12 protein-coding genes and 1 pseudogene are annotated in these 22,464 nt (G+C 62.9%); 4 read left to right on the top strand and 9 right to left on the bottom strand.

What is annotated here, in order from left to right; translation table 11 throughout:
- The first annotated feature begins 62 nt into the window (after positions 1–62).
- Together ACIPW4_RS09125 and ACIPW4_RS09130 are read left to right on the top strand one after the other, a co-directional pair.
- Positions 63–4,637 carry a dermonecrotic toxin domain-containing protein gene (locus ACIPW4_RS09125; protein ID WP_400656881.1) on the top strand — a complete coding sequence of 1,525 codons (4,575 nt, stop codon included), beginning with the start codon at positions 63–65 and terminating at the stop codon, positions 4,635–4,637.
- A 116-nt stretch (positions 4,638–4,753) separates the two neighbouring features.
- The gene (locus tag ACIPW4_RS09130; RefSeq protein ID WP_400656883.1) at positions 4,754–10,261 is read left to right on the top strand and encodes a dermonecrotic toxin domain-containing protein; all 5,508 of its coding nucleotides are present in this window, start codon (positions 4,754–4,756) and stop codon (positions 10,259–10,261) included.
- On the opposite strand, the gene hutG is transcribed toward ACIPW4_RS09130, so the two are convergent.
- The 7 genes from hutG to hutC all read right to left on the bottom strand — a co-directional run bounded on the left by hutG (position 10,249) and on the right by hutC (position 18,625).
- Positions 10,249–11,058: an N-formylglutamate deformylase gene (gene hutG / locus ACIPW4_RS09135; RefSeq protein ID WP_400656885.1), complete on the bottom strand. Its 810-nt coding sequence runs from the start codon at positions 11,056–11,058 to the stop codon at positions 10,249–10,251. The two genes, ACIPW4_RS09130 and hutG, sit on opposite strands and share 13 nt — an antisense overlap.
- A 10-nt stretch (positions 11,059–11,068) precedes the next feature.
- Positions 11,069–12,274 (bottom strand): imidazolonepropionase, encoded by a 1,206-nt coding sequence (gene hutI / locus ACIPW4_RS09140; RefSeq protein WP_400656887.1) that lies wholly within the window; start codon positions 12,272–12,274, stop codon positions 11,069–11,071.
- 15 nt (positions 12,275–12,289) lie between these two features.
- Complete coding sequence (locus ACIPW4_RS09145) at positions 12,290–13,681, bottom strand: amino acid permease (protein ID WP_400656889.1); 1,392 nt, start codon at positions 13,679–13,681, stop codon at positions 12,290–12,292.
- Between the two features lie 151 nt (positions 13,682–13,832).
- Entirely contained in the window at positions 13,833–15,365 is a 1,533-nt protein-coding gene (gene hutH, locus ACIPW4_RS09150) for a histidine ammonia-lyase (protein ID WP_400656891.1), read from the bottom strand.
- 70 nt (positions 15,366–15,435) lie between these two features.
- Positions 15,436–17,109 (bottom strand): urocanate hydratase, encoded by a 1,674-nt coding sequence (hutU, locus tag ACIPW4_RS09155; protein ID WP_400656893.1) that lies wholly within the window; start codon positions 17,107–17,109, stop codon positions 15,436–15,438.
- A 239-nt stretch (positions 17,110–17,348) separates the two neighbouring features.
- Complete coding sequence (locus tag ACIPW4_RS09160) at positions 17,349–17,918, bottom strand: HutD family protein (protein WP_400656895.1); 570 nt, start codon at positions 17,916–17,918, stop codon at positions 17,349–17,351.
- Complete coding sequence (hutC, locus tag ACIPW4_RS09165) at positions 17,915–18,625, bottom strand: histidine utilization repressor (protein WP_400657245.1); 711 nt, start codon at positions 18,623–18,625, stop codon at positions 17,915–17,917. The genes ACIPW4_RS09160 and hutC overlap by 4 nt, the downstream gene beginning before the upstream one ends.
- Before the next feature lie 145 nt (positions 18,626–18,770).
- On the opposite strand from hutC, the gene ACIPW4_RS09170 reads away from it, so the two are divergent.
- Positions 18,771–20,135: a formimidoylglutamate deiminase gene (locus ACIPW4_RS09170; protein WP_400656897.1), complete on the top strand. Its 1,365-nt coding sequence runs from the start codon at positions 18,771–18,773 to the stop codon at positions 20,133–20,135.
- A gap of 114 nt (positions 20,136–20,249) precedes the next feature.
- Here ACIPW4_RS09170 and ACIPW4_RS09175 read toward each other — a convergent pair whose 3' ends face one another.
- A complete protein-coding gene (locus ACIPW4_RS09175; protein ID WP_400656899.1) occupies positions 20,250–20,822 on the bottom strand; it encodes a lipocalin family protein in 573 nt (190 codons plus the stop codon).
- The gene (gene bamE, locus ACIPW4_RS09180; RefSeq protein WP_400656901.1) at positions 20,819–21,073 is read right to left on the bottom strand and encodes an outer membrane protein assembly factor BamE; all 255 of its coding nucleotides are present in this window, start codon (positions 21,071–21,073) and stop codon (positions 20,819–20,821) included. Before bamE ends, ACIPW4_RS09175 begins: the two co-directional genes overlap by 4 nt.
- Positions 21,074–21,297: 224 nt before the next feature.
- Between bamE and ACIPW4_RS09185 the strand changes: the two are divergent.
- Positions 21,298–22,335: pseudogene (locus ACIPW4_RS09185) on the top strand (cache domain-containing protein); the annotation flags it as partial.
- Positions 22,336–22,464: the final 129 nt, after the last annotated feature.

Here is a 22,464-nt window from a genome sequence, read left to right on the forward strand (position 1 = left end):
CATCATGCAAGGTCCATGACCACGCGACAGTGCCGCTTTCCAGACGAAGCAGGAAGCCGCACATGCCTGACATTGCGCCACACACCACCACCTCTCACTACCAGGTGATCGCGGGCAAGACCCCGGACTGGATCAAAGATGCACCCGTACAGAACGTTCAGGCGCTGCGCACGGCATACGAGATCGCCCCCGATACGCTTCGCGCCGCGTGCCTGCGTCACCCCGACATTGCCAGGGCACTGGCTCAGGAACATGAACGCTTCCTCGCCAGCAAGCGTGAAACACATAAGCTGTTCAGCCCCCTGCCGAACCTGCAGACATTCGCCGAACAACGACTGCGTGAAGGCATCAGGCACAGGTTCGGCCTGGATATCGACGTCGGGAAGACCTATCTGTACGACGCCATCGGCCATGCCCACAGACGACAAATGGGCGAAGCAGAGCCGAAGCAGTTCGTGCGCCCCCTGATGCACTATGCCTTGCAGAACTTCGAGGTCAAGTCGACAGAAGCAGGCGCGATGGACGTCGAGACCCCCCAAGCGCGTTCAGTCATTCTCGACCACCAGGGTTACCAGAACGGCCCACCGTTCGATAACGTGGTGAACATAGCGCCGACGGCGTTCGCCGCGCTCTGCCGCGAACTCGACATCGGCGGCCAGTACCACGCGCTGATCGACAGCATCTATTACCCAACCCCTGACAACACCCTCGCGAACCAGATTACATGGACCGAGCGCCTGGACACCCTTGCTCAACTGGAAATGTCACGCTTTCGGCAAAGTCTGCATTGCGCATGCCTGCTCGGCCATGTGAGCCAAGCTACCTACGACGCCATGCTTGCCACGGTATTGGACAGAATGACGGCAGAACTGCCAGCGCAGGCCACATTCGCCTTCCTGACGTTATGGCGCATCGAGCTGACCGGCCTGGTGCTGATACAGCTCCCAGGCACGGCGAAAGTGGTGCTTTACGACAACCACGCCAGCGATGCGGCAATCCAGGAATATGACTCGCTGAGTGACCTCAAAGCCGCTCTGCGCAATGCGATACAGCAAGATCTGGCAGTGATCGCACGGTGCATCCCCGACGCACGCAAAGCCGAATTGCTCCTGAAAGTGCAAGACCACCTGCTGCCGCTGACGTTTACCTTGCGCAACGTATACGAACGGATCCCTGATCCAACCGCCGATCTACCTGTCACCCCCCGACTGTTTCGTTATTCGTTCGTGGAGGAGATGCTTTACCAGCGTTACACCCGGCTGCGCGACGATGCACTGTTCCACGCTGTACCCACTGTCGCCATGGATGCCAAGACCTTCAAGGACCGCCTGGCCTACTACGAGTCGATCGCCTTTGCAGGATTGAACCTCGTAGGCATGTTCATACCGGCGGTCGGTACGATGATGTTGGCGGTAACGGTGCTGAACTTGGGGTATGAAGTCTACGAAGGCATCGATGCCTGGGCAAACGATGACCGTGACCAGGCAATGAGCTACCTGCTGGACGTGCTGGAGAACATGGCATTGATTGCCGCCACGCAGGCAGTTGGGCACGGCCTCAAAGCAGAATTGGGCGAGACGGGGGCCACTGGGCACGAGCCGCTCGATGCGTCGAAGCCCCCTACGGTGCAAACACCATCCTTTGTCGAAGAACTGCTGGAAGTCGAGCTGCCGGATGGCCGCACCCGCCTGTGGAACCCCGACCTGACGCCCTACGAAAGTCAAACACCGATTCCGGCGGGCGTCAGCGCGGACGAACTTGGCCTGTACCGTAAGGACGGCAGGATCTGGCTGCGCCTCGAGGACAAGACTTACGTATTGAAATGGGACAGCAAGAACGGTCTCTACAAGATCGAGATCCCTTCCGGGCGTTCGGGTCATGAGCCGCCGTTGAGCCATAACGGTGCCGGTGCCTGGCTGCATGCCCTTGACCGGCCAAGGCAATGGAACGGACTGCGCCTGATGCGTCGGCTGGGCCCGCTCAGCGAAGTGCTCGACGATCAGAGCCTCGCGCAGGCCCTTCACGTCAGCGGTCTCGAGCAAGGGGCGTTGCGCCATGCGCTAGCCGAAACCCAGCGCATGCCAGCGCTCCTCGAAGACACCCTGCTGCGCTTCGCGCTGGATCAGCAAGTGACCCGACAACTTCCTCACCAGCCGCAATGGCAGCGCGAGGCAGCCTTCCACAAGCGCTACGGACAGCTTGCCTGCAACCAGACCCCGGAAGCAGCACTGCTGCGCAGGGTCTACCCGCAATTGCCCAACGCTGTGGTCGAAGAGCTGCTGCGTAATGCCACTGCCGACGAATTGGGCGCCTTGACTGTGGGCAAGGTGCCCAAGCACCTCGGCGAAGAAGCCAGGCAATATCAACAGCAGGTCCGCCTGACGCGTGCCTATGAAGGCTTGTACCTGAGTTCGGTGCGTAACGTCGATACCGAGCGCCTGATCCTCCATACCCTGACCACGCTCGACAGCTGGCCAAGCAACCTGGCACTCGAATTACACGAAGGCCGGTTCACACCTGGGCCTATCGACAGCGTCGGCCCCGAAAATGCGCAACATCGCTGGATCATTACCCGCTACCCAAACGGATACGCGGTCAATACGCCTTTCCCCTCGAACCCCAACGCAACCTTGCACACGTCGATATTCAGCGCCTTGGCGCAAGTCTCGGGCATAAGCGCCCACCGTGATGCCAACGCCCTGCGCCGGCTGGTTCAGGAAGCACCGACGCTGCCCAGGGGCGTGTTGCGCAAGAAACTGGGCATGCAACGCCGTATGTTCCGCTCACCGATGCGTCTGGCCGATGGCCGTATCGGCTATCCGCTGAGCCCCCTGGTCCATGACCTGGCCAATGTCGACCGCTTCACCCGCTTTGCCCGGCAGATCGACGCACTGGGATTTCCAGAACAGGCAGCTGACTGGCTGACCAATGCCCTGCTGGAAGACCATGCAACCGATGCTGAAATCAATCAGGCCATCCTGCGCCTGCCGGCGCCGGATGCAGCATTGGCGTTACAAGCGAGCGTGACTGCCTGGCGAGCAGAGCCGGTACAGCGGGTGGACCTGCGCCTGGGCAACCATAGCAGGGACATGATCGAGAGCGGTCTCTGGTGGCATTGGGTACAAGGTGCCAGGGGACTACTGGACGAGCAGGAGGCTCGGCTGTACCTGCACAGCACCTTCCTCGAAGAATTCCCCAGCCAGCTCCCCGTAAGTTTCACCGAGAGCGTTCGATACCTCCATCTTGAAGATGTGGTCTTCAATCACAGGCCTGACGCGCTCATCCCGGCCGCAGAGGCCAACTGGCCCTTCACCAACCTTTTCGGGCAGTTCCCCAACCTGCGGGTTCTGGCCATCGAACGGCCTTCTCTAGTGCCCGCGACCGCCGAACTTACAGGCCGACTACCGCTGATCAATCAGTACTTCGCGCACCTCAACGAACTGCATCTGGTCAATCAGAACCTGATGCTCTCAGTGGAAGATATCGCCTTGCTTGCCACCCCCCCTGCGCTCGATTACCTGGAGCTCAGTGGCAATCACCTTGCACCGGCCGAAGCGGCACCGGGCCATTGGCAGTTACAGTTCCTTGGCCTGGACCGCATGTCGCTGACCGCTTGGCCAGCCTGGCTCGACGCGGGCACGTTGGAGCGCATTCAGGCGGTATCATTGAGCGATAATGCGTTGCAGGCGCTGCCCCGCTTTCTTGAGCAAAACTTCCCTGCCGACCAAGCCACCATCATCACCCTGGAGCGCAACCCATTGTCCCGGGAGCAGGTACGCAGCCTGGCTTTCAGCGAAGACGAGCACGCACGCAGGTTCCGCTTCAATCTGACCATCACCCAGGACCTGCAGCAAGAACTTGACCATCTCGGTGAACAACGCCGGCACTTGCGCCAATCGCTCAACGACTGGCTCAACGCCCATCCGGCCAGTACCAGCAAGCAACAGATGGCACAAGAATTCAGCACGTTCTGGGAACTACGCTCACGCGGTATCGATGAGTTGCCATTGCATATCATCGATCAAACCGTGGAAGACCTCCCTGACGGGTTGCCTGACTTTTTCAACCATACGGTGGATAGCCTGATCCTCGAGGGCGTGGACGCCTCCATGCAGCAATTCGACCGGCTGTTGAGCCGTTACCCCAACCTTGTCACGCTGGCCCTGTACGAGCTCCCCGCACCTTTGCCGTCACTGCCGGCAGCGATTGCCCAGCTGCCCCTGCTGAGGGAGCTGGAGTTGACCAATCTGGGGCTTGAAATAAACGACGCCTCCCTGCAATTGCTGGCACGCTTACCCTCCCTGGAAATGCTCGACCTGTCCGAAAACCGGTTGAGCCCGATGCTGCGCGGCCCCTTCCGCTTCACTCGCCAACTGAGAAGCCTGGCACTGAGCCAGGTCGGCATGAGCGCATGGCCAGACTGGCTGTACAGCTTGATGCCGCTCGACCTGCTGGACCTGGAAGGCAACCTGATCAGCAGCCTTCCCGCAGCCCTGCTGGATGTGCCCGTGGTGGACAATACCCACACCCGCATCTCGCTGACCGGCAATCCGCTCGACGCAGCGACTCGGCAACGCGTTGAAGACCAAGATGGCAAATTGACGCTCTACCTCAACCACGGGTTCCGCACCGGGTAAGCCATCACGGTGGGCCAGGTGCTGGCAAGCCTGGCCTGCCGGCCTACTTATGTAGTGCTCGCAAGCCCCGCATCCGCCCCATAGTCCGTTGCTCCCCCCCTGCACCGGACTACGACATGCCGATATCAGCAAGCACCTCTCCCAGCCCTCATTACGCGACAATCGAGAAGAACATCCCTGCCTGGCTCAGGCAAAGCACACCAGAAGCGCGCGCAGGTCTGCGCAACTGGCGGCAAGGCCCCGACTGGCTGACTGCTGCCGTGCGGCAACAGCCAGACATTGCCAAGGCGTGGCAGGCAGAGCATGCTCGTCACCGGCAGCACCAGGCCAGTGTCCGTGGACTGTTCGCACAACTCCCCGACCTGCAAACCTATGCCAGGGAGCTGCTGACCGACGCCATCAAGCAGCGCTTCGGCCTGGACCTCGACGTCGACGAAACCTACCTGGTGGACGCACGCCTGATCGACACGCGCTCCGCTACCGATGGCCGGCAGGCAGTCGACAGGGCAACCCGGTCGCTGCTGCACTGTGCATTGCACAATTTCGACGCCAGCGCTGCGCAAGAAAATGGCATGGACGCGCCCGATGCCTTGTTGAAAAAGTCCGTCATCCTCGACCACCGCCGCTTCATGGGCACCGTGCCGATCACCAATGCACTTGGCATTACCGCCGAAGCATTCGCCGAGTGCTGCCGCACCCTGGATATCGGCGGCAAGTATCACAATCTTGTGCACGCCATCTACTACCCTGCAGCCTCGCCAGAAGCGAGCGCCGATGAAGCGGCGCTCAGGGTCTACGAGACCCTCGGGCGAGCAGAGGTATCGGCATTCCGGCAGTCGCTGCACTTCGCCCGCCTGAAGGGTGACATCAGCGAAGCGCTTTACACGGCCGCGCTGGCCACTCCGCTCGACCAGGCCCCTTCTACTGCTGCGCCTGTCACGTTCAGCAAGCTCAGCCTGTGGGAGGCCGAGCTGACCGGTATCGTCTTCATCGCGCTTAAAGCAGCAGGGCGATCGAGCGTGGCCCTCTACAACCCGCAGGACAACACGCTACCGCTCAAGGAGTTCAGCACTTGGGAAGCCTTGCAGGCGCAGTTGAGCGACAGGCTTCGCAACGATATCCATTATCTCGACCCGCACATCGGCGAACGGGATAAAACCTCGGTAACCTCGCGCCTGAGGGACCGTCTGACACCCATGGGCTGGAGCATCCGAGGCCTGCACGAGCCTGTATCGGACCCGCATGCGACCCTGTACCCCGTACCACGGTCGTTTACCCATGCCTTTCAAGGCGTCATGGCCTTCGCAAAAGCGCAGCGCCACGAGCGAGACGTGCTGTACCACGCCACGCCGACCGAGATCGTCGACCGGCGCAGCGCCCAAGCCCACCGCGAACTGATTGCCAGCCGTCTGCTGACGGCCTTGAACGTCGCGGGTTTCTTCGTGCCCGCCTTGGGCGAAGTAATGCTTGCCGTCTGCGTATCCCAGTTGGCGTACGAGGTGTATGAAGGCATCGAAGCCTGGGAAAACGACGAACGCGACATCGCTTACGATTACCTGGTGGATGTGATCGAGAACGTGGCAATCATGGCGGCCCTGAGTGCGGCTGCCAAAGTGCTGAAAGGCAGTGGCGGCGACACGACCGTACCGCTGCAAGACGCTGAAGTCGATGAGCCGGACATACAACGCATTCCCGTGGAAACCCCTTCCTTCATCGAGGAGCTGGATGACATCGACATGCCCGATGGTCAGGTGCGCCTGTGGAAGCCCGACCTCGGACCCTACAGACGCCTGCAGGCGCTGCCCGAAAGCCTGCAGCCCGATGAGTCAGGCCTGCGGCATTACCAGGGCCAGCAGTGGCTGGTGACTGACGGAGACCGTTATGTCATCGAGACGGACGCAAACGGCCATTATCGCCTGCAACACCCGCAAGGCCCCCGCCGTTACCAGCCACCTGTACGACACAACGGTGCCGGCGCCTGGCTGCACGTGACCGATCAACCAGCCACCTGGTCGGGCACGGCCTTGCTACGCCGAATCGGCCACTTGAACGCGCACTTCGATGAATCGACACTGCAGCGGATAATCGCCATCAGCGGCACTCGAGAAGACGTGCTGCGCCTGGCGGTGGTCGAAAATCAACGTCTACCGGCCTTGCTCGAAGACACCCTGCAGCGCTTTCGGCTGGCCCGAGACATCCAACAGCTATCGGACAGCAGCCTGTGGGCTGCCGAGTTCGAGGGCGCTTACGCCCGCCTGCCAAATACTCAGGCGGCCGGGGCCAGCACCCTCCAGCGGATTTATCGCCAACTGCCGGTGCCCATCGTGGACGAGTTGGTGCGCAGCGCCAGCGTGAATGAGCGGCAAATGCTCGAAAGCAGCAGGATGCCCCTGCGGCTGGCAGAAGAAATTCGTGTATACCAGCAGCAGGTACGCCTGGCCCGCGCCTATGAGGGGCTGTATCTGGACTGTGTGCGCAGCTGGGACAGCGATGTGCTGACCATCCACACCCTGCAACAGCTGCCGCACTGGCCAGCCGACATCCGCCTGGAACTGCGACAGCAGCGGTTCTGGCCCAGCCAGCGGGCGAGCATCGGGCCGGCCGACGCTGGCTCGCACGTAACCATCCTCAGCGCCGAGGCGGGTTATATCGTCCAATTGGCCCAGGCTTCGGACGGCTCCCTGAAGGCCCTGCCAAACCTGCCTGCCGCGCTGGTGGAGGCGCTGCCCCACGCCATGGCACGGTTAGCCGTCAGCGATGAAGCCGGGCTGCGCCAGCAACTGCGACAAACCCCGCTGTTACCCGCAACGGTGCTGCGCGAAGCGCTGGGTATGCGGCCGATCCGCCCCGGTTATCGCTCACCGATGCGTTTGGCCGATGGCCGTGTCGGCTACCCATTGAGTGGTGACCAGGCTGCGGGGCCAAGCCGGCAGAACCTGCTCGACGCGGTGAATGCAACCGGCATAGCGCAACACACCCGCCGCTCGGCGCAACAGATCCTGATGATGATTACCAGCCCCGGCCGCACTCAACCCCAGGTTCTGGCGCACCTACAAGCGTTGCAGGAGCAGCGCCTGGAACTTGAAAGCAGGCTGGACGAGTGGTACGAGGGTATCTCACCTGTTTCGGAGCAGGCCGCGGCGCAGCACGACAACCTACGCAATTCCATCATGCAGCATTGGTACGACAGCGCGCTGGATGAGCACAACCGATACCCCTCCCAGCTCAGCCTGAGTGGGGTCGCGCTTGCCGACATTCCGTTGAACCTGCCCGAGCGCTTCACCTCGCGCATTCGCAGGTTGCGCCTGCACGACCTGGCGTCGACCGGCATGGCTGGCTGGATGCAGCATGAACGCCTGCTACAACGCCTGCTGCGTCAACTCCCTGAACTCCAGGAGCTGGAAATCACCCGCCCCTACAACCCTCTCGCAACGCCTTCGGCCTTCCTGTTCAGCCTTCCCACCATCAGCTCGCTGCTGCCTCATCTGCGCGAACTGGTCATTACCCATCAGAACATCGTGCTCACCGCGACCGACCTCGACATGCTGGTCGGGATGCCCGAACTGCGACATCTGGACCTCAGCGGCAACCGATTCTCGCCCACCAACAGCCCCAGCCTGCATGAGTTCAACTTGGACTTCCTGGGTCTGAACGACATGCAACTCAGCCAGTGGCCCATTGGCCTGGGCAGCGACGCCCTCGGGCGCATCGCGCATGTGTCGCTGCGCAACAACGAGCTGCGGTCACTGCCTACATTTCTGCTCAACGATCCTGACCGTGCACTCAGCCACTCGGTATTGTCCATGGAGGGCAACCCGATCAACGAGAGCCATCTGGAACGTCTTTTTCTCAACGAGACCGCGCAGAATTCGCATGTCAATGTCGATCGCCCCGTCGCACTCACAGAACGGCTCGAGCGCATTCGTCACGAGCGTCAGCAACTGCATGAGGCCATTGACGGCTGGGTTCAGGCGTCCAGCTCAAGTGCGCCGTTGACCCAGGCCATACTCGAAGACCGTCTGCGCATCGCTGCTGCGATCAGGCAGTTCTGGGAAAACCAGGAGCGTGGAATGCACCACCTGAGGCTGCAACTCGCTGATGTATCGCTGAACAACTTCCCCAGGCGGCTACCGGCGTTTTTCAACGGTCATGTAACCGCGTTGACATTGACCGGCGTGAGTGGCTCTACCCGCGAACTCAATGACCTGCTCAGGCGCTTTCCCAATATTACCCGCCTGACCATCGATGCCCACGTCGACGCCTCGCCGACACTGGTATCGGCGCTGACCGACCTGCGGCGACTCAATTACCTGGAGTTTCGCAACATGGGGGTGGAGATCGATCAGCGAATGCTCGAAACATTCGAGCAGCTTGAGCACCTGACTTCACTTGATCTGTCCGGTAACCGCCACGGTGTCATCACCCGGGTGCCTCCTCTCCTGGCCAGGCGCCTGAACTCGTTGAGCCTCAGCAACACGGGCCTGCAGGCTTGGCCTGAGTGGTGCACTCGCCTGCTGCCCCTGGAGCTGCTCGACTTGAGTAATAACAACATTTCACAACTTCCGGATTTCGTGATGGAGAACATGGAAAACCCGCTGTTGTTTGCATCGATCGCCCTTTTCGACAACCCCCTGTCGATCGACACCATCCTACGCCTGCGCGCCTACTCGGAAAGCCAGCACAGCTGGAGTTTCGGGTTGGATGCCGACAACCTTGTACTGGGCACCGATAGCTCTGACACCAGCTCACAGCTCGATCACCCACACTTTCCCCTGATTGGAGACGATACGCCTAGAGCCGAGTTGTGGGCGCTCGGTAACGAAGCGCAAAACGAAGCGCTGCATGACTGTTGGAACAGGCTGCAAAAAATGGATGATGGTAACAATCTCTTACGTCTGGTCGGACGTTTGAGCAACGCAGCGCCTTACGTCGACCCTACTTCACAGGCGGCGTTCTGCGAACGAGTACGCATGATGCTGGTTATTGCGGCGACAGACGACGAAATGCGACCGACCATGAGCGTCATCGCTGCCGAAGGCCTGCCGGACCCGGTCACCGGCGCGCAAACCTGCCACGATGGAGCGCTTCAGGCGTTCAACAACGTCGAGCTCTATGTAATGAGCAACCGGGTACTCCTCGAAGCCGGCGACACGCAGCGAGAACTGTTCCAGCGCTTGCGCCAGCTGTTCCGAATGGAACAGCTCGAGCAACTGGCCAACCGGCGCACGGCCGAAGGCGACCACGTCTCGGTCCGCCTTGCCTACCGCCGCGAACTCGCCTCGTTGCTGGACCTGCCGATTGCCGACAGCATGCGTTTTCGCAGCGCCGCGAGGCTTGCCGCTGGTGAACTGGACGAAGTCATGGAACAGATTCGCGCGCGTGAGAGCGGCGGCGAGCTCATGCAATACCTGATGAGCAACCCTTACTGGACCGACCGCTTGCGCGGTGAACATGCCGATCGATTTGCCAGCATCGTTCAACGTTTTGGCGAACGCGTCCAGGCATTGAGCCAGCGCGACCTCCCCCTGACCGAAGAACTCGAACAGCAGCAGATGCTGCAGAATCACAAGAACCAAGAGGAACTGGAACTGCTTCAGGAACTGACCCGGCCCTACCTCGACTGAGCGTAACGCCCCCTCCCCCAGGCCAGGAAAGCCTCCAACAGCTTACGCAGCACCGCCTGCGTGGGCTGTGCCAGGTCTTCCCGATACGCGAAGGGTTTCATTTCGTCCATGTAAGTACACTGGGCCAGTTCCAGTTGTACCGCATGGATATGGCTGGACGGATCACCATAGTGCCGGGTGATGTGTCCGCCCTTGAAGCGGCCATTGAGTACATGGCTGTACCCCTGCGCTTCGCCGCAGACTGCCTCGAGACGTGCAGCCAGCTGTGGGTCGCAACTGGCTCCGTTGAAGGTGCCGAGGTTGAAGTCCGGCAGTTTGCCGTCGAACAGGTGTGCAATGTGCGAGCGGATCGAATGGGCGTCCCACAGCAGTGCATAGCCATGGGCTTCACGTAGCCGCGCCAGCTCCCGCTGGAGCGTGTCGTGATAAGGGCGCCAAATCGTTTCCAGATAGGTCTTGCGCGCTAGCGCGGTCGGCTCCAGCCCTGGCTTGAACAGTGGCTCGCCATCGAACAGGGTGGCCGGGTACAGTCCGGTAGTGGCGCCGGCGTACAACGGTTTGTCATCGTCCGGGCGGTTCAGGTCGATGACGAAGCGTGAATATTGCCCCGCTACCACGCTGGCGCCCAGCTCCTGGGCAAAGTCGTAAAGACGCGGGATGTGCCAGTCGGTGTCGGGCAGGCTACGCGCCGCATCGACCAGGCCCTTGTCGACGGCCGGAGTCAGCTTGAGGCCGGCGTGGGGCATGCTGATCAGCAGCGGCAAATGACCTTGGTGGAAACTCAGTACCTTGTCCATCGTGCCTCGCTCAATTGGAGATTTCGTGGCCCTTGCGCACCACGCGCTTGGGCAGGTCGCCGCCGAGCCAGTAGGCCAGGTCGGCGGGACGGGCGATCTGCCAGGCGACGAAGTCGGCGACCTTGCCGACTTCCAGCGAGCCGTGGCTCTTGCCCAGGCCAAGTGCCGTGGCAGCATGCAGCGTGACGCCGGCCAGGGCTTCTTCCGGGGTCATGCGGAACAGCGTGCAGCCCATGTTCAGCATCAGGCGCAGCGACAACCCTGGCGAGGTGCCCGGGTTGAGGTCGCTGGCCAGGGCAATTTTCACACCGTGGCGACGCAGGGCATCCATGGGTGGCAGCTGAGTTTCGCGCAGAAAGTAGAACGCGCCCGGCAGCAGTACCGCGACCGTGCCCGCCGCCGCCATGGCGATGGCATCTTCCTCGGTCATGAACTCCAGGTGGTCGGCCGACAACGCCTGGTAGCGCGCTGCCAGGCTGGAGCCATGCAGCGATGACAACTGCTCGGCATGCAACTTCACCGGCAGGCCCAGCTCATGCGCCTTGATGAAGACCTTTTCGACCTGCGCCGGGGAGAACGCCAGGTGCTCGCAGAAGGCGTCCACCGCATCCACCAGGCCTTCAGCGGCCAGCGCCGGCAGCATCTCGTCACAGATGTGCGCAATGTAGTCGTCGGCCCTGCCGGCGTACTCCGGCGGCAAAGCATGCGCGGCCAGGCAGGTGGCGCGCACCGCCAAGGGCAGCTCGTCAGCCAGGCGCCGGGCCACGCGCAGCATCTTGCGCTCGTTGGCCAGGTCCAGGCCGTAGCCGGACTTGACTTCGATAGTGGTGACGCCATCGCGCATCAGCGCCTGAACCCGCTGACGCGCACTGGCGAACAGTTCGTCCTCGTTGGCCGCGCGGGTGGCCCGCACGGTGCTGGCGATACCGCCGCCCTGGGCGGCGATCTCGGCATAGCTGACGCCCTGCAGGCGCTGCTCGAACTCACCGCTGCGGTTGCCACCGAAGACCGCGTGGGTGTGGCAGTCGATCAGCCCCGGGGTGACCCAGGCGCCGCCCAGGTCCACCGTGCGCTCGATCTCGAAAGGCTGCAGTTCGGCACGTGGGCCGATCCACTCGATGAGCCCGGCACTGGTGACGATGGCCGCGTCCTCGATGATCGAGTAACGGCCTTCGGCCAGGGTTGCCGCGTGGCAATGCTGCCAGAGGGTTCTCATGTGCAATCTCCTTGTCTAGCGGTGCAGCTCGACCGGTACATGCCTGCCCCCGCGTGGCTTGCACCACAGCAGGTAGGACGCCACCAGGAACACCACCCAGACCACACCGACCAGCAAGGCCGCCTGGGTATCAGGGAAGTAACCGAGCACACCGAAAATGAACACCATGAACGCAATGGCCATGGCCGGGCCGTAAGGCCAGAACGGTACCGGGAACTGCAGCTGTGCCGCCTCTTCACGGCTCATGCTGCGGCGCATGGCCACCTGGGTGACCAGGATCATCAACCACACCCACACGGTGGCGAAGGTGGCGATGGAGGCAATCACCAGGAAGACGTTTTCCGGGATCAGGTAGTTGAGCAGCACACCGACCAGCAGCGCAGCGCCCATCACCAGCACGGTCATCCATGGCACGCCGTGCTTCGACAACTTGCCAAAACTGCGCGGCGCGTGGCCTTGCTGGGCCAGGCCATACATCATGCGGCCGGCGCCGAAAATATCGCTGTTGATTGCCGAGATCGCAGCCGAGATCACCACGATGTTCAGCACGGCAGCGGCCGAACCGATGCCCAGATGGCTGAAGATCTGCACGAACGGGCTGCCTTCGCTGCCGATCTGTGGCCACGGGTACAGGCACATCAGCACGAACAGGGTCAGCACGTAGAACAGCAGGATGCGCAGCGGCACGGCGTTGATCGCCTTGGGGATGACGCGCTGCGGGTCCTTGGCTTCACCGGCGGTGACGCCGATGATCTCGATGCCGCCGAAGGCGAACATCACCACGGCGAACGACGCGATCAGGCCGCCGATGCCATTGGGCATGAAACCGCCATGCTCGATCAGGTTGCCGAGGCCCACGGCATGCTCGCCACTCACCTGGCTGAAGCCGAAGACCATGATGCCGAGGCCGGCCAGGATCATCGCCACGATGGCGCCGACCTTGAGCAGCGACAGCCAGAATTCCATTTCGCCGAACACCTTGACGTTGCACAGGTTGAGGCCGCCGATGACGAAGACGATGCCCAGCACCCAGATCCAGCGGGCCACTTCCGGGAACCAGAAGCCCATGTAGATACCAAAGGCGGTGATGTCGGCGATGGCGACGATGACCATCTCGAAAGCGTAGGTCCAGCCGAGGATGAAGCCGGCCATGGGGCCGAGGTAAGTCGTGGCGTAATGGCCGAAGGAGCCGGACACCGGGTTGTACACGGCCATTTCGCCGAGGGCGCGCATGACCATGAATACGGCGGCGCCACCGATCAGGTAGGCCAGCAGCACGGCCGGGCCGGCCATCTGGATGGCCGAGGCGGAGCCATAGAACAGGCCGGTACCGATGGCGGAACCTAGGGCCATGAAACGGATGTGGCGGGCCGTCAGCCCGCGCTTGAGACCTTGAGCTTGTTGCATGTCACGTCCTTGAATTGTTTTTTTGGTCGTGAGTTTGAAGGGGGCTGCTTTGCAGCCCTTTCGCGACACAAGGCCGCTCCTACAGAGGAACGCATTACCTTGTAGGAGCAGCCTTGCGTCGCGAGAGGGCCGCAAGGCGGCCCCGGGGGCATCACAGGCTAGGCAGGACACCAGCAGGCAGCAGCCCGGTCAGGCTGCCCTTGGCCAACAGCTCGACAGCGGCCTCGATGTCCGGTGCAAAGAAGCGGTCACGGTCATAGTGCGGCACTTCACGACGCAGCGCCTGACGCGCCTGCTCCAGCTTCGTCGACGTCTTCAGGCCTTTGCGCAGGTCCAGCCCCTGACACGCACCCAGCCATTCGATGGCCAGCACGCCACGGGTGTTCTCGGCCATTTCCCACAGGCGCTTGCCCGCAGCCGGTGCCATGGAGACATGGTCTTCCTGGTTGGCAGAGGTCGGCAGGCTATCGACACTGTGCGGGTGCGACAAGGCCTTGTTCTCGCTGGCCAGGGCGGCAGCGGTGACCTGGGCGATCATGAAACCGGAGTTGACCCCGCCGTTTTCCACCAGGAACGGCGGCAATTGGGACATGTGCTTGTCCATCATCAGCGAGATACGGCGCTCGCTCAGCGAGCCGATTTCAGCAATTGCCAGGGCAATGTTGTCGGCGGCCATGGCCACCGGCTCGGCGTGGAAGTTGCCACCGGAAATCACGTCACCTTCGGCGGCGAACACCAGCGGGTTGTCCGACACGGCGTTGGCTTCGATGCCCAGCACCTCCGCGGCCTGGCGGATCTGGGTCAGGCAGGCGCCCATGACTTGTGGCTGGCAGCGCAGCGAGTACGGGTCTTGGACCTTGTCGCAGTTCTTGTGCGACAGCGACACTTCGCTGGAGTCGCCCAGCAGGTCGCGGAAGCAGGCAGCGGTGTCGATCTGGCCGCGCTGACCACGCACCTCGTGAATGCGCGCATCGAACGGCGAGCGCGAACCCAGCGCAGCTTCGACGCTCAGGCCACCGCAGGCGATGGCGGCGGCATACAGGTCTTCGGCGTGGAACAGGCCGCGCAGGGCATAGGCAGTGGACGCCTGGGTGCCGTTGAGCAGGGCCAGGCCCTCCTTGGCGGCCAGGGTCAGCGGCTCGAGGCCGGCAACGGCCAGGGCTTCGGTAGCCGGCAGCCACTGGCCCTGGTAACGGGCCTTGCCTTCACCGAGCAGTACCAGCGACATGTGTGCCAGCGGTGCCAGGTCGCCGGAAGCGCCGACCGAGCCCTTGAGCGGGATGTGTGGATAGACCTCGGCATTGACCAGGGCGATCAGCGCATCGATGACCTTGCGGCGGATACCGGAGAAGCCGCGGCTGAGGCTGTTGATCTTGAGGACCATGATCAGCCGCACCAGGGCGTCATCCAGCGGCGCGCCGATACCGGCGGCGTGGGACAGCACCAGCGAGCGCTGCAGGTTCTCGAGGTCGTGGCTGGCGATACGGGTGGAGGCCAGCAGGCCGAAACCGGTGTTGATGCCGTAGGCGGTGCGGTCTTCGGCAATGATCTGCTCGACGCAGGCAACGCTGGCGTCGATGGCCGGCGCGGCACTGGCGTCCAGTTGCAGGCGCACGGGCGCGGCGTGGATGGCGCGCAGCTGGGCCAAGGTCAGGGTGCCGGGCTTGAGGGTCAGGTCGGTCACTTCGCTACTCCAATTCTGTCAGGGGCCCGCAGGCCCCTCTTATTGTTCAGTATCACTCAAGGCGCAGCGTTCAGCCCGTGATCATTGGCAGGTCGAGGCCCTGCTCCCTGGCGCAGTCGATGGCGATGTCGTAACCGGCATCGGCGTGGCGCATCACGCCAGTCCCCGGGTCGTTGGTCAGCACGCGGGCGATACGCTCGGCGGCTTCATCGGTACCGTCGCAGACGATGACCATGCCCGAGTGCTGGGAGAAGCCCATGCCCACGCCACCGCCGTGGTGCAGCGAAACCCAGGTGGCACCGCCTGCGGTGTTGAGCAGGGCGTTGAGCAGCGGCCAGTCGGAGACGGCGTCGGAGCCGTCGCGCATGGCTTCGGTTTCACGGTTCGGGCTGGACACCGAGCCGGAGTCCAGGTGGTCACGGCCGATCACCACCGGCGCCGACAGCTCGCCACTGCGGACCATTTCGTTGAAGGCCAGGCCGAGCTTGGCGCGCAGGCCCAAGCCAACCCAGCAGATACGAGCCGGCAGGCCCTGGAAGCTGATGCGCTCGCGGGCCATGTCCAGCCAGCGGTGCAGGTGGGCGTCGTCCGGGATCAGTTCCTTGACCTTGGCGTCGGTCTTGTAGATGTCTTCGGCCTCGCCGGACAGCGCCGCCCAGCGGAACGGGCCGATGCCGCGGCAGAACAGCGGGCGGATGTAGGCCGGGACGAAACCTGGGAAATCGAAAGCGTTGGTCACGCCCTCTTCCTTGGCCATCTGGCGGATGTTGTTGCCGTAGTCGAAGGTCGGAACGCCCTGCTTCTGGAAATCGAGCATGGCCTGTACATGCACGGCCATCGACTGTTTGGCGGCCTTGACCACAGCAGCCGGCTCGGACTGCGCGCGGTCGCGGTACTGGTCCCAGGTCCAGCCGGCCGGCAGGTAACCGTTCAGTGGGTCGTGGGCGCTGGTCTGGTCGGTGACCATGTCGGGGCGCACGCCACGTTTGACCAGCTCCGGGAGGATTTCGGCGGCATTGCCGTGCAGGGCGATGGAAATCGCCTTGCCTTCGGCGGTGTACCTGGCGATGCGGGCCAGGGCGTCGTCGAGGTCAGTGGCCTGTTCGTCGACGTAGCGGGTTTCCAGGCGGAAGTCGATGCGGCTCTGCTGGCATTCGATGTTCAGCGAGCAGGCACCGGCCAGGGTCGCGGCCAGTGGCTGGGCGCCGCCCATGCCGCCAAGGCCTGCGGTCAGTACCCATTTGCCTTTCAGGCTGCCGCCGTAGTGCTGGCGGCCGGCTTCGACGAAGGTTTCGTAGGTGCCCTGGACGATGCCCTGGCTACCGATGTAGATCCAGCTGCCGGCGGTCATCTGGCCGTACATGGCCAGGCCCTTGGCGTCCAGTTCGTTGAAGTGTTCCCAGCTGGCCCAGTGAGGTACCAGGTTGGAGTTGGCGATCAGCACGCGCGGGGCGTTGCTGTGGGTCTTGAACACGCCGACCGGCTTGCCCGACTGCACCAGCAGGGTTTCGTCGTCTTCCAGGCGGGTCAGGGTCTCGACGATCTTGTCATAGCAGGCCCAGTTGCGTGCGGCGCGGCCGATGCCGCCATACACCACCAGCTCTTTCGGGTTTTCCGCGACCTGCGGGTCGAGGTTGTTCATCAGCATGCGCAGTGGCGCTTCGGTCAGCCAGCTCTTGGCGGTCAGCTTGTTGCCACGTGGGGCACGGATTTCAACGTCACGGTATTTGTTGTTGTCGGTCACGGGAAGGTCCTCGGCGGTTGTCCGCGGGCAGGTGTGTCGTGGTCAATAGATAAACACACCTTTACTTGTATGTACAAGCATGGACAACCAAAAATATCGCACCATTCCTCTGAATTCACGAATGCAATGGGGCCGCTGCGCAGCCCTTTCGCGACACAAGGCCGCTCCTACAGGGATATGCGTTCCCCTGTAGGAGCGGCCTTGTGTCGCGAAAGGGCTGCGAAGCGGCCCCAGCTATCTCAATTTGAAATGAGTTCGATCAGGCAGAACCGTCCTTGAACCTCCATCCCCAGCAACCTTTCGTTTCCCTCTAGCCGCAGGCAGTCGTACAGGCCCAGCGAAAGCGTTTCCCCAGCCATCACCACCTCAACCTGACTGCTCGCAGCAAACAGCAACACCGTCGAAGCCGAGCTGTACAACCGGCTGGTCCCGTCGAACCATTGCAACCGTGCCCGATAGCGCTGCGGCGCATAGATCAGGTTGAAGTCGCGAATCGCCCCACCGAGCAAATTACAGCTGACCTGGCTCTCGCCACTGAAGGCGAAGGCATCAAACGGCAGCAGCGGTCGGCTGGCCTGGTCGTCGACCAGCAAGCGCATGCCGTCACCTTGCAGCACGGTGATGATCCGCTGGTAGCCGGCGAACACGGAAAACCCGCCCGACTCCTCGATATCGGCGATCGACAGGCGCCAGCCGAAACCCTCCAGCCCCTCGCCGTTGTCACGGGTGATCTCTTCGGTGAAACCGCCACCGTTCTTCCAGGGCATGCGCGGGTAATCCTGCGCACGCAGCAACTGCAACTGGGTCATTTGCCAAATCGTCCTTCAAGGCGGTGACGGGAACCGGGGTGGATCAGCCGCGCCGCAGTCACTGGCTGGCGCCCGGACCAGGTACGGCGGCGAATCAGCAGGCAAGGTTCGCCGCGCTCGATCTGCAGCAAGCGACACTCTTCGGGCTCGGCGAGAATCGCCTCGACCACGTGCTCGCCCTCGGTCAGCGGCGCGACCTGAGACAGATAGGCGTAGGGCGTCTGCCGGGTGAAATCCTGCTTGAGGTAGTCGGGGGCAATGGCTGCGTTGACGTAACGGTCCTCGATCTGAACCGGCACGCCGTTTTCCAAATGCACGATCAGCGAGTGGAACACCCGCTGCCCTTCACGCATGTCCAGGGCCAGGGCGCGCTCGGAGCCGGCGGCCTCCTCGGCCAGTTTGATCACCTGGCAGCTATGCTGGTGGCCACGGCCGGCGATCTCGTCGGCGATGTTGTTGACCTCGAACAACGCCGAGCGGGTCTTGGGCTCGGCGACGAATGTGCCCACGCCTTGCATCCGTACCAGCAGCCCTTCAGCGGTAAGCTCACGCAAGGCGCGGTTGATGGTCATGCGGCTGAAGCCCAGCTCGCTGACCAGTTCGCTCTCCGAGGGCACCCGGTGGTGCGGTGGCCAGCTGCCGTTTTCGATCTGCTGGATGATCATCTGCTTGACCCGCGCATACAGCGGCGCCGGGCCCTCGCCCATCTGGGCAACCAGCGCGGAGACAGGAGGTGTCGGCACGGCGTTGAGTCCTTAGGCAATGGAATGAACGGTAGCTTGCCGCAGTTTACCCGGCAGGCAAACGCCTGTATATGTATATACAAGTTAAATAACAACAGGATTTTTGCCGATGTCCGCCTATTTCGCCGAACGCGCCCTGCTGCCTGGTGGCTGGGCCAGTAAGGTCCGCTTCGAAGTGTCCAGTGACGGCTTGCTCAGCCGGATCGAAGCCGACGCTTCGGCCGACGGCGCCGAGCGCCTGGCCGGGCCGTTGCTGCCAGGCATGCCCAACCTGCACTCGCATGCGTTCCAGCGGGCGATGGCGGGGCTGGCGGAAGTCGCGGGCAACCCCAACGACAGCTTCTGGACCTGGCGCGAACTGATGTATCGGCTGGTCGGCAAGATCACCCCGGAGCAGCTGCAGGTGATTGCCCGCCAGCTGTATATCGAGATGCTCAAGGCCGGTTACACCTCGGTGGCCGAGTTTCACTACGTGCACCATGACCCGGCGGGCAGGGCCTACGCCGACCCGGCTGAGCTGTCCCGACGCATCAGTGCGGCGGCGGCCGCCAGCGGTATTGGCCTGACCTTGCTGCCGGTGCTGTACAGCCACGCCGGCTTCGGCGGCCAAGCCCCCAACGAAGGGCAGCGGCGCTTCATCAATTCCACCGAACAGTACCTGCAGTTGCAGGCACAACTGGCGCCAGTGCTGGCGGCGCAACCCGCGCAACAGCTGGGCTTGTGCTTCCACTCGCTGCGTGCGGTCACTCCCGGGCAGATCGCCGAGGTACTGGCTGCCGGCAATCAGCAATGCCCGATTCATATCCACATCGCCGAACAGCAGAAGGAAGTCGATGACTGCCTGGCCTGGAGCGGGCTGCGGCCACTGCAGTGGCTGTATGAGCATGTCGATGTGGACCGGCGCTGGTGCCTGGTGCACGCCACCCATGCCGAAGCCGACGAAGTCACGGCCATGGCACGCAGTGGTGCAGTGGCCGGGCTGTGCCTGACCACCGAGGCCAATCTTGGCGACGGCATTTTCCCGGCAGTGGACTTCCTCGCCCAGGGCGGGCGCATGGGGATTGGTTCGGACAGCCACGTGTCGCTGAGCGTGGTCGAGGAGCTGCGTTGGCTGGAGTATGGCCAGCGCCTGCGGGATCAGCGGCGCAACCGGCTGTACCGCAATGATCAACCGATGGTCGGGCGCACGCTCTACGATGCGGCACTGGTCGGCGGGGCACAGGCACTGGGGCAGCCGATTGGCGAGCTGGCGGTGGGCAAACGGGCCGACTGGTTGGTGCTGGATGGGCAGGACCCGTATCTCGCCATGGCCGAGGGGGATGGGATTCTCAACCGCTGGCTGTTCGCTGGCGGCGACCGTCAGGTGCGGGAGGTGATGGTCAATGGGCAGTGGGTGGTGCGTCAGGGGCGCCATGCGCTGGAAGAGGAAAGCGGGCGGGCGTTTGCCGAGGTACTGCGGCAACTGCTGGGCTGAGCCAATTGGGCTGCTCTGCAGCCCTTCGCGGGCATGCCCGCTCCCACAGGGGGTATGCGCACTCCAGTGGGAGCGGGCATGCCCGCGAAGGGCCGCAGAGCGGCCCCAGCGCATTCAATGCATCTGCACGATCTGCTTGTCGGGTGTACGCCAGATCAGCCGGCTGGTGTCATACCCCTGCTGACGGGCCTTGGACATCAGGCTCTCGCGCTCCCACACCGGCAGCGACGGCGTGCGCGACAGAATCCACAGGTACTTGCGGTCCGGGCTGCCGACGATCGCCGTGCGATAGTGGTCGTCCACGTACAGGATCCAGTATTCGCCCTTGGCCACGCCCGGCACCAGGCGGGTGAACCAGTTGTCGAACTCGACCCACAGCCGGTCGGTATGCCCCGGCTCCTGGATGTTGGCGTGCCCCTCGGCGCGCAGCCATTCATCCCCTATTGTGCGGCAGCGGTTGAGCACGCCGTATGAGCCATCGGGCTTGAGGTTGTAGTGCGCTTCGGACTGCGCGCAATCGGCCTGGTACTTCATCGGCAGGCGCGCCAGCTCGTACCACTTGCCCTGATAGCGCTTGAGGTCGACATTCCCGGCGGTCTTTGGCGCCAGCGGGTCGTTGGCGGAGGTGGCGCAGCCACCCAGCAGCATCACCAGGCACAACCCCAGCAGCAGATGCAGACGCCTCATTTGAGACCCTGCCCGGAATACATCAGCACCTTGTCGGCCGCGTACTGCACGCTGATGAAGCTTTTCTCGTCCCCCCAGGTGCAGCTGCTCATGCCCAGCGCGCCGGAGCACTCGGTGGGCGTGCCAAGCAGTTGCTCGACCTCGGCCTTGTTCATGCCCGCCTTGAGCCTGGAATAGTTTTCCTGATTGATCTTGCTGCACGCAGTCAGGACGACGCACAAGGACAACAGGGCGAGGGAACGCAACGACATGAAGGGACACTCCTGGAAAATAGACACAGGCGAGTGGCCTGCAGTGACCTTCGACGGGAAAATCCCTCCCTGGTTCCCTGGCACCCCCCCTTTCGTTGCACGCCGTTGGTCGGCTGGCGCTGCGCAAACAATTAATGTTTTGGCGCGCCGCGACGACACAGCGAGCACGCTGTGGCGAATTGCCACAGCACCCTCCTACGCCTTGCCTTGTGCAGACCCGAAAAATGACCAAGAACCTCAAGTTCAGCCACAAGATCCTGCTGGCCGCCGCCCTGGTGGTGGCCGTTGCCTTTACCTGTTTCGTGCTGTTCAACGACTACCGACAACGCCAGTCCCTGCGCAGCGACACGCAGACCAACCTGCAGGACCTGGGCAGCCTCACCGCCGGCAACATCCGCAACTGGCTCGACAGCCGTATCCAGCTGCTCGACTCGCTGGCCCAGCAAGTCGCCGTCGATGGGCCAGGCAAAGCCAGCCTGGACCGTAGCCTGGCCCTGCCGGTGTACGGCAGGAACTTCCAGCTCACCTACTTCGGCGGCCAGGACGGCAGCATGCAGTCGGTCCCCGTGGGCAACCGCGCCGCCGACTACGACCCTCGGGTACGTGGCTGGTACAAGGCGGCCAGCGCCAGCGGCCAGACCATCGTTACCGAACCCTATATCTCGGCCTCTGCCGGCAAGCTGGTGATCACCCTCGCCACGCCAGTGCAGCAAGGGGGCCGGCTGATCGGCGTGAGTGGCGTCGACACCGACCTGCAGACCATCAGCAATCTGATCAATGCCCTGAACTTCGATGGCCAGGGCCATGCCTTCATCGTCAACGGCGAAGGCAAGATCCTCATCCACCCGAACGCCGACCTTGCCCTGAAAACCCTGGGCGACGTCTACCCACAAGATACCCCTCGCGTCGGCAACGGCCTGAAGGAAGTCGAAGTCGACGGCCGCAAGCAGTTCATCAACTTCACCCACGTCGACGGCGTGCCGTCGGCGGACTGGTATGTGGCGCTGGTGCTCGACCAGGATGCGGCGTTCGCCATGCTCGGTGAACTGCGCACCTCCGCCATCGTCGCCACCTTGATCGCGGTGGTGGTGATCATCGCCCTGCTCGGCCTGTTGATCCGCGTGCTGATGGCGCCGCTGCACCTGATGGGCCGCGCCATGCATGATATCGCCGAAGGCGAAGGCGACCTGACCCGCCGCCTGAGCATCCACGCCCAGGATGAATTCGGCAGCCTTGGTCAGTCGTTCAACCGCTTCGTCGAGCGTATTCACGAGTCGATCCGCGAGGTGGCCTCGGCCACTGGCCAGGTCAACGCCGTGGCCGCACAGGTGGTGAACGCCTCGAATGCCTCGATCCACAACGCCGACCAGCAGTCCAGCCGCACCAGCAGC

It is taken from the genome of Pseudomonas sp. NPDC089996 (genome assembly GCF_044748405.1).
GTDB lineage: Bacteria > Pseudomonadota > Gammaproteobacteria > Pseudomonadales > Pseudomonadaceae > Aquipseudomonas.

Excerpts from the sequence above, each read along its gene's own strand:
- ACIPW4_RS09125 (WP_400656881.1), top strand. The coding sequence starts at position 63 with ATGCCTGACATTGCGCCACACACCACCACCTCTCACTACCAGGTGATC.
- ACIPW4_RS09130 (WP_400656883.1), top strand. The coding sequence starts at position 4,754 with ATGCCGATATCAGCAAGCACCTCTCCCAGCCCTCATTACGCGACAATC.
- hutG (WP_400656885.1), bottom strand. The coding sequence starts at position 11,058 with ATGGACAAGGTACTGAGTTTCCACCAAGGTCATTTGCCGCTGCTGATC.
- hutI (WP_400656887.1), bottom strand. The coding sequence starts at position 12,274 with ATGAGAACCCTCTGGCAGCATTGCCACGCGGCAACCCTGGCCGAAGGC.
- ACIPW4_RS09145 (WP_400656889.1), bottom strand. The coding sequence starts at position 13,681 with ATGCAACAAGCTCAAGGTCTCAAGCGCGGGCTGACGGCCCGCCACATC.
- ACIPW4_RS09160 (WP_400656895.1), bottom strand. The coding sequence starts at position 17,918 with ATGACCCAGTTGCAGTTGCTGCGTGCGCAGGATTACCCGCGCATGCCC.
- hutC (WP_400657245.1), bottom strand. The coding sequence starts at position 18,625 with ATGGGCGAGGGCCCGGCGCCGCTGTATGCGCGGGTCAAGCAGATGATC.
- ACIPW4_RS09170 (WP_400656897.1), top strand. The coding sequence starts at position 18,771 with ATGTCCGCCTATTTCGCCGAACGCGCCCTGCTGCCTGGTGGCTGGGCC.
- ACIPW4_RS09175 (WP_400656899.1), bottom strand. The coding sequence starts at position 20,822 with ATGAGGCGTCTGCATCTGCTGCTGGGGTTGTGCCTGGTGATGCTGCTG.
- bamE (WP_400656901.1), bottom strand. The coding sequence starts at position 21,073 with ATGTCGTTGCGTTCCCTCGCCCTGTTGTCCTTGTGCGTCGTCCTGACT.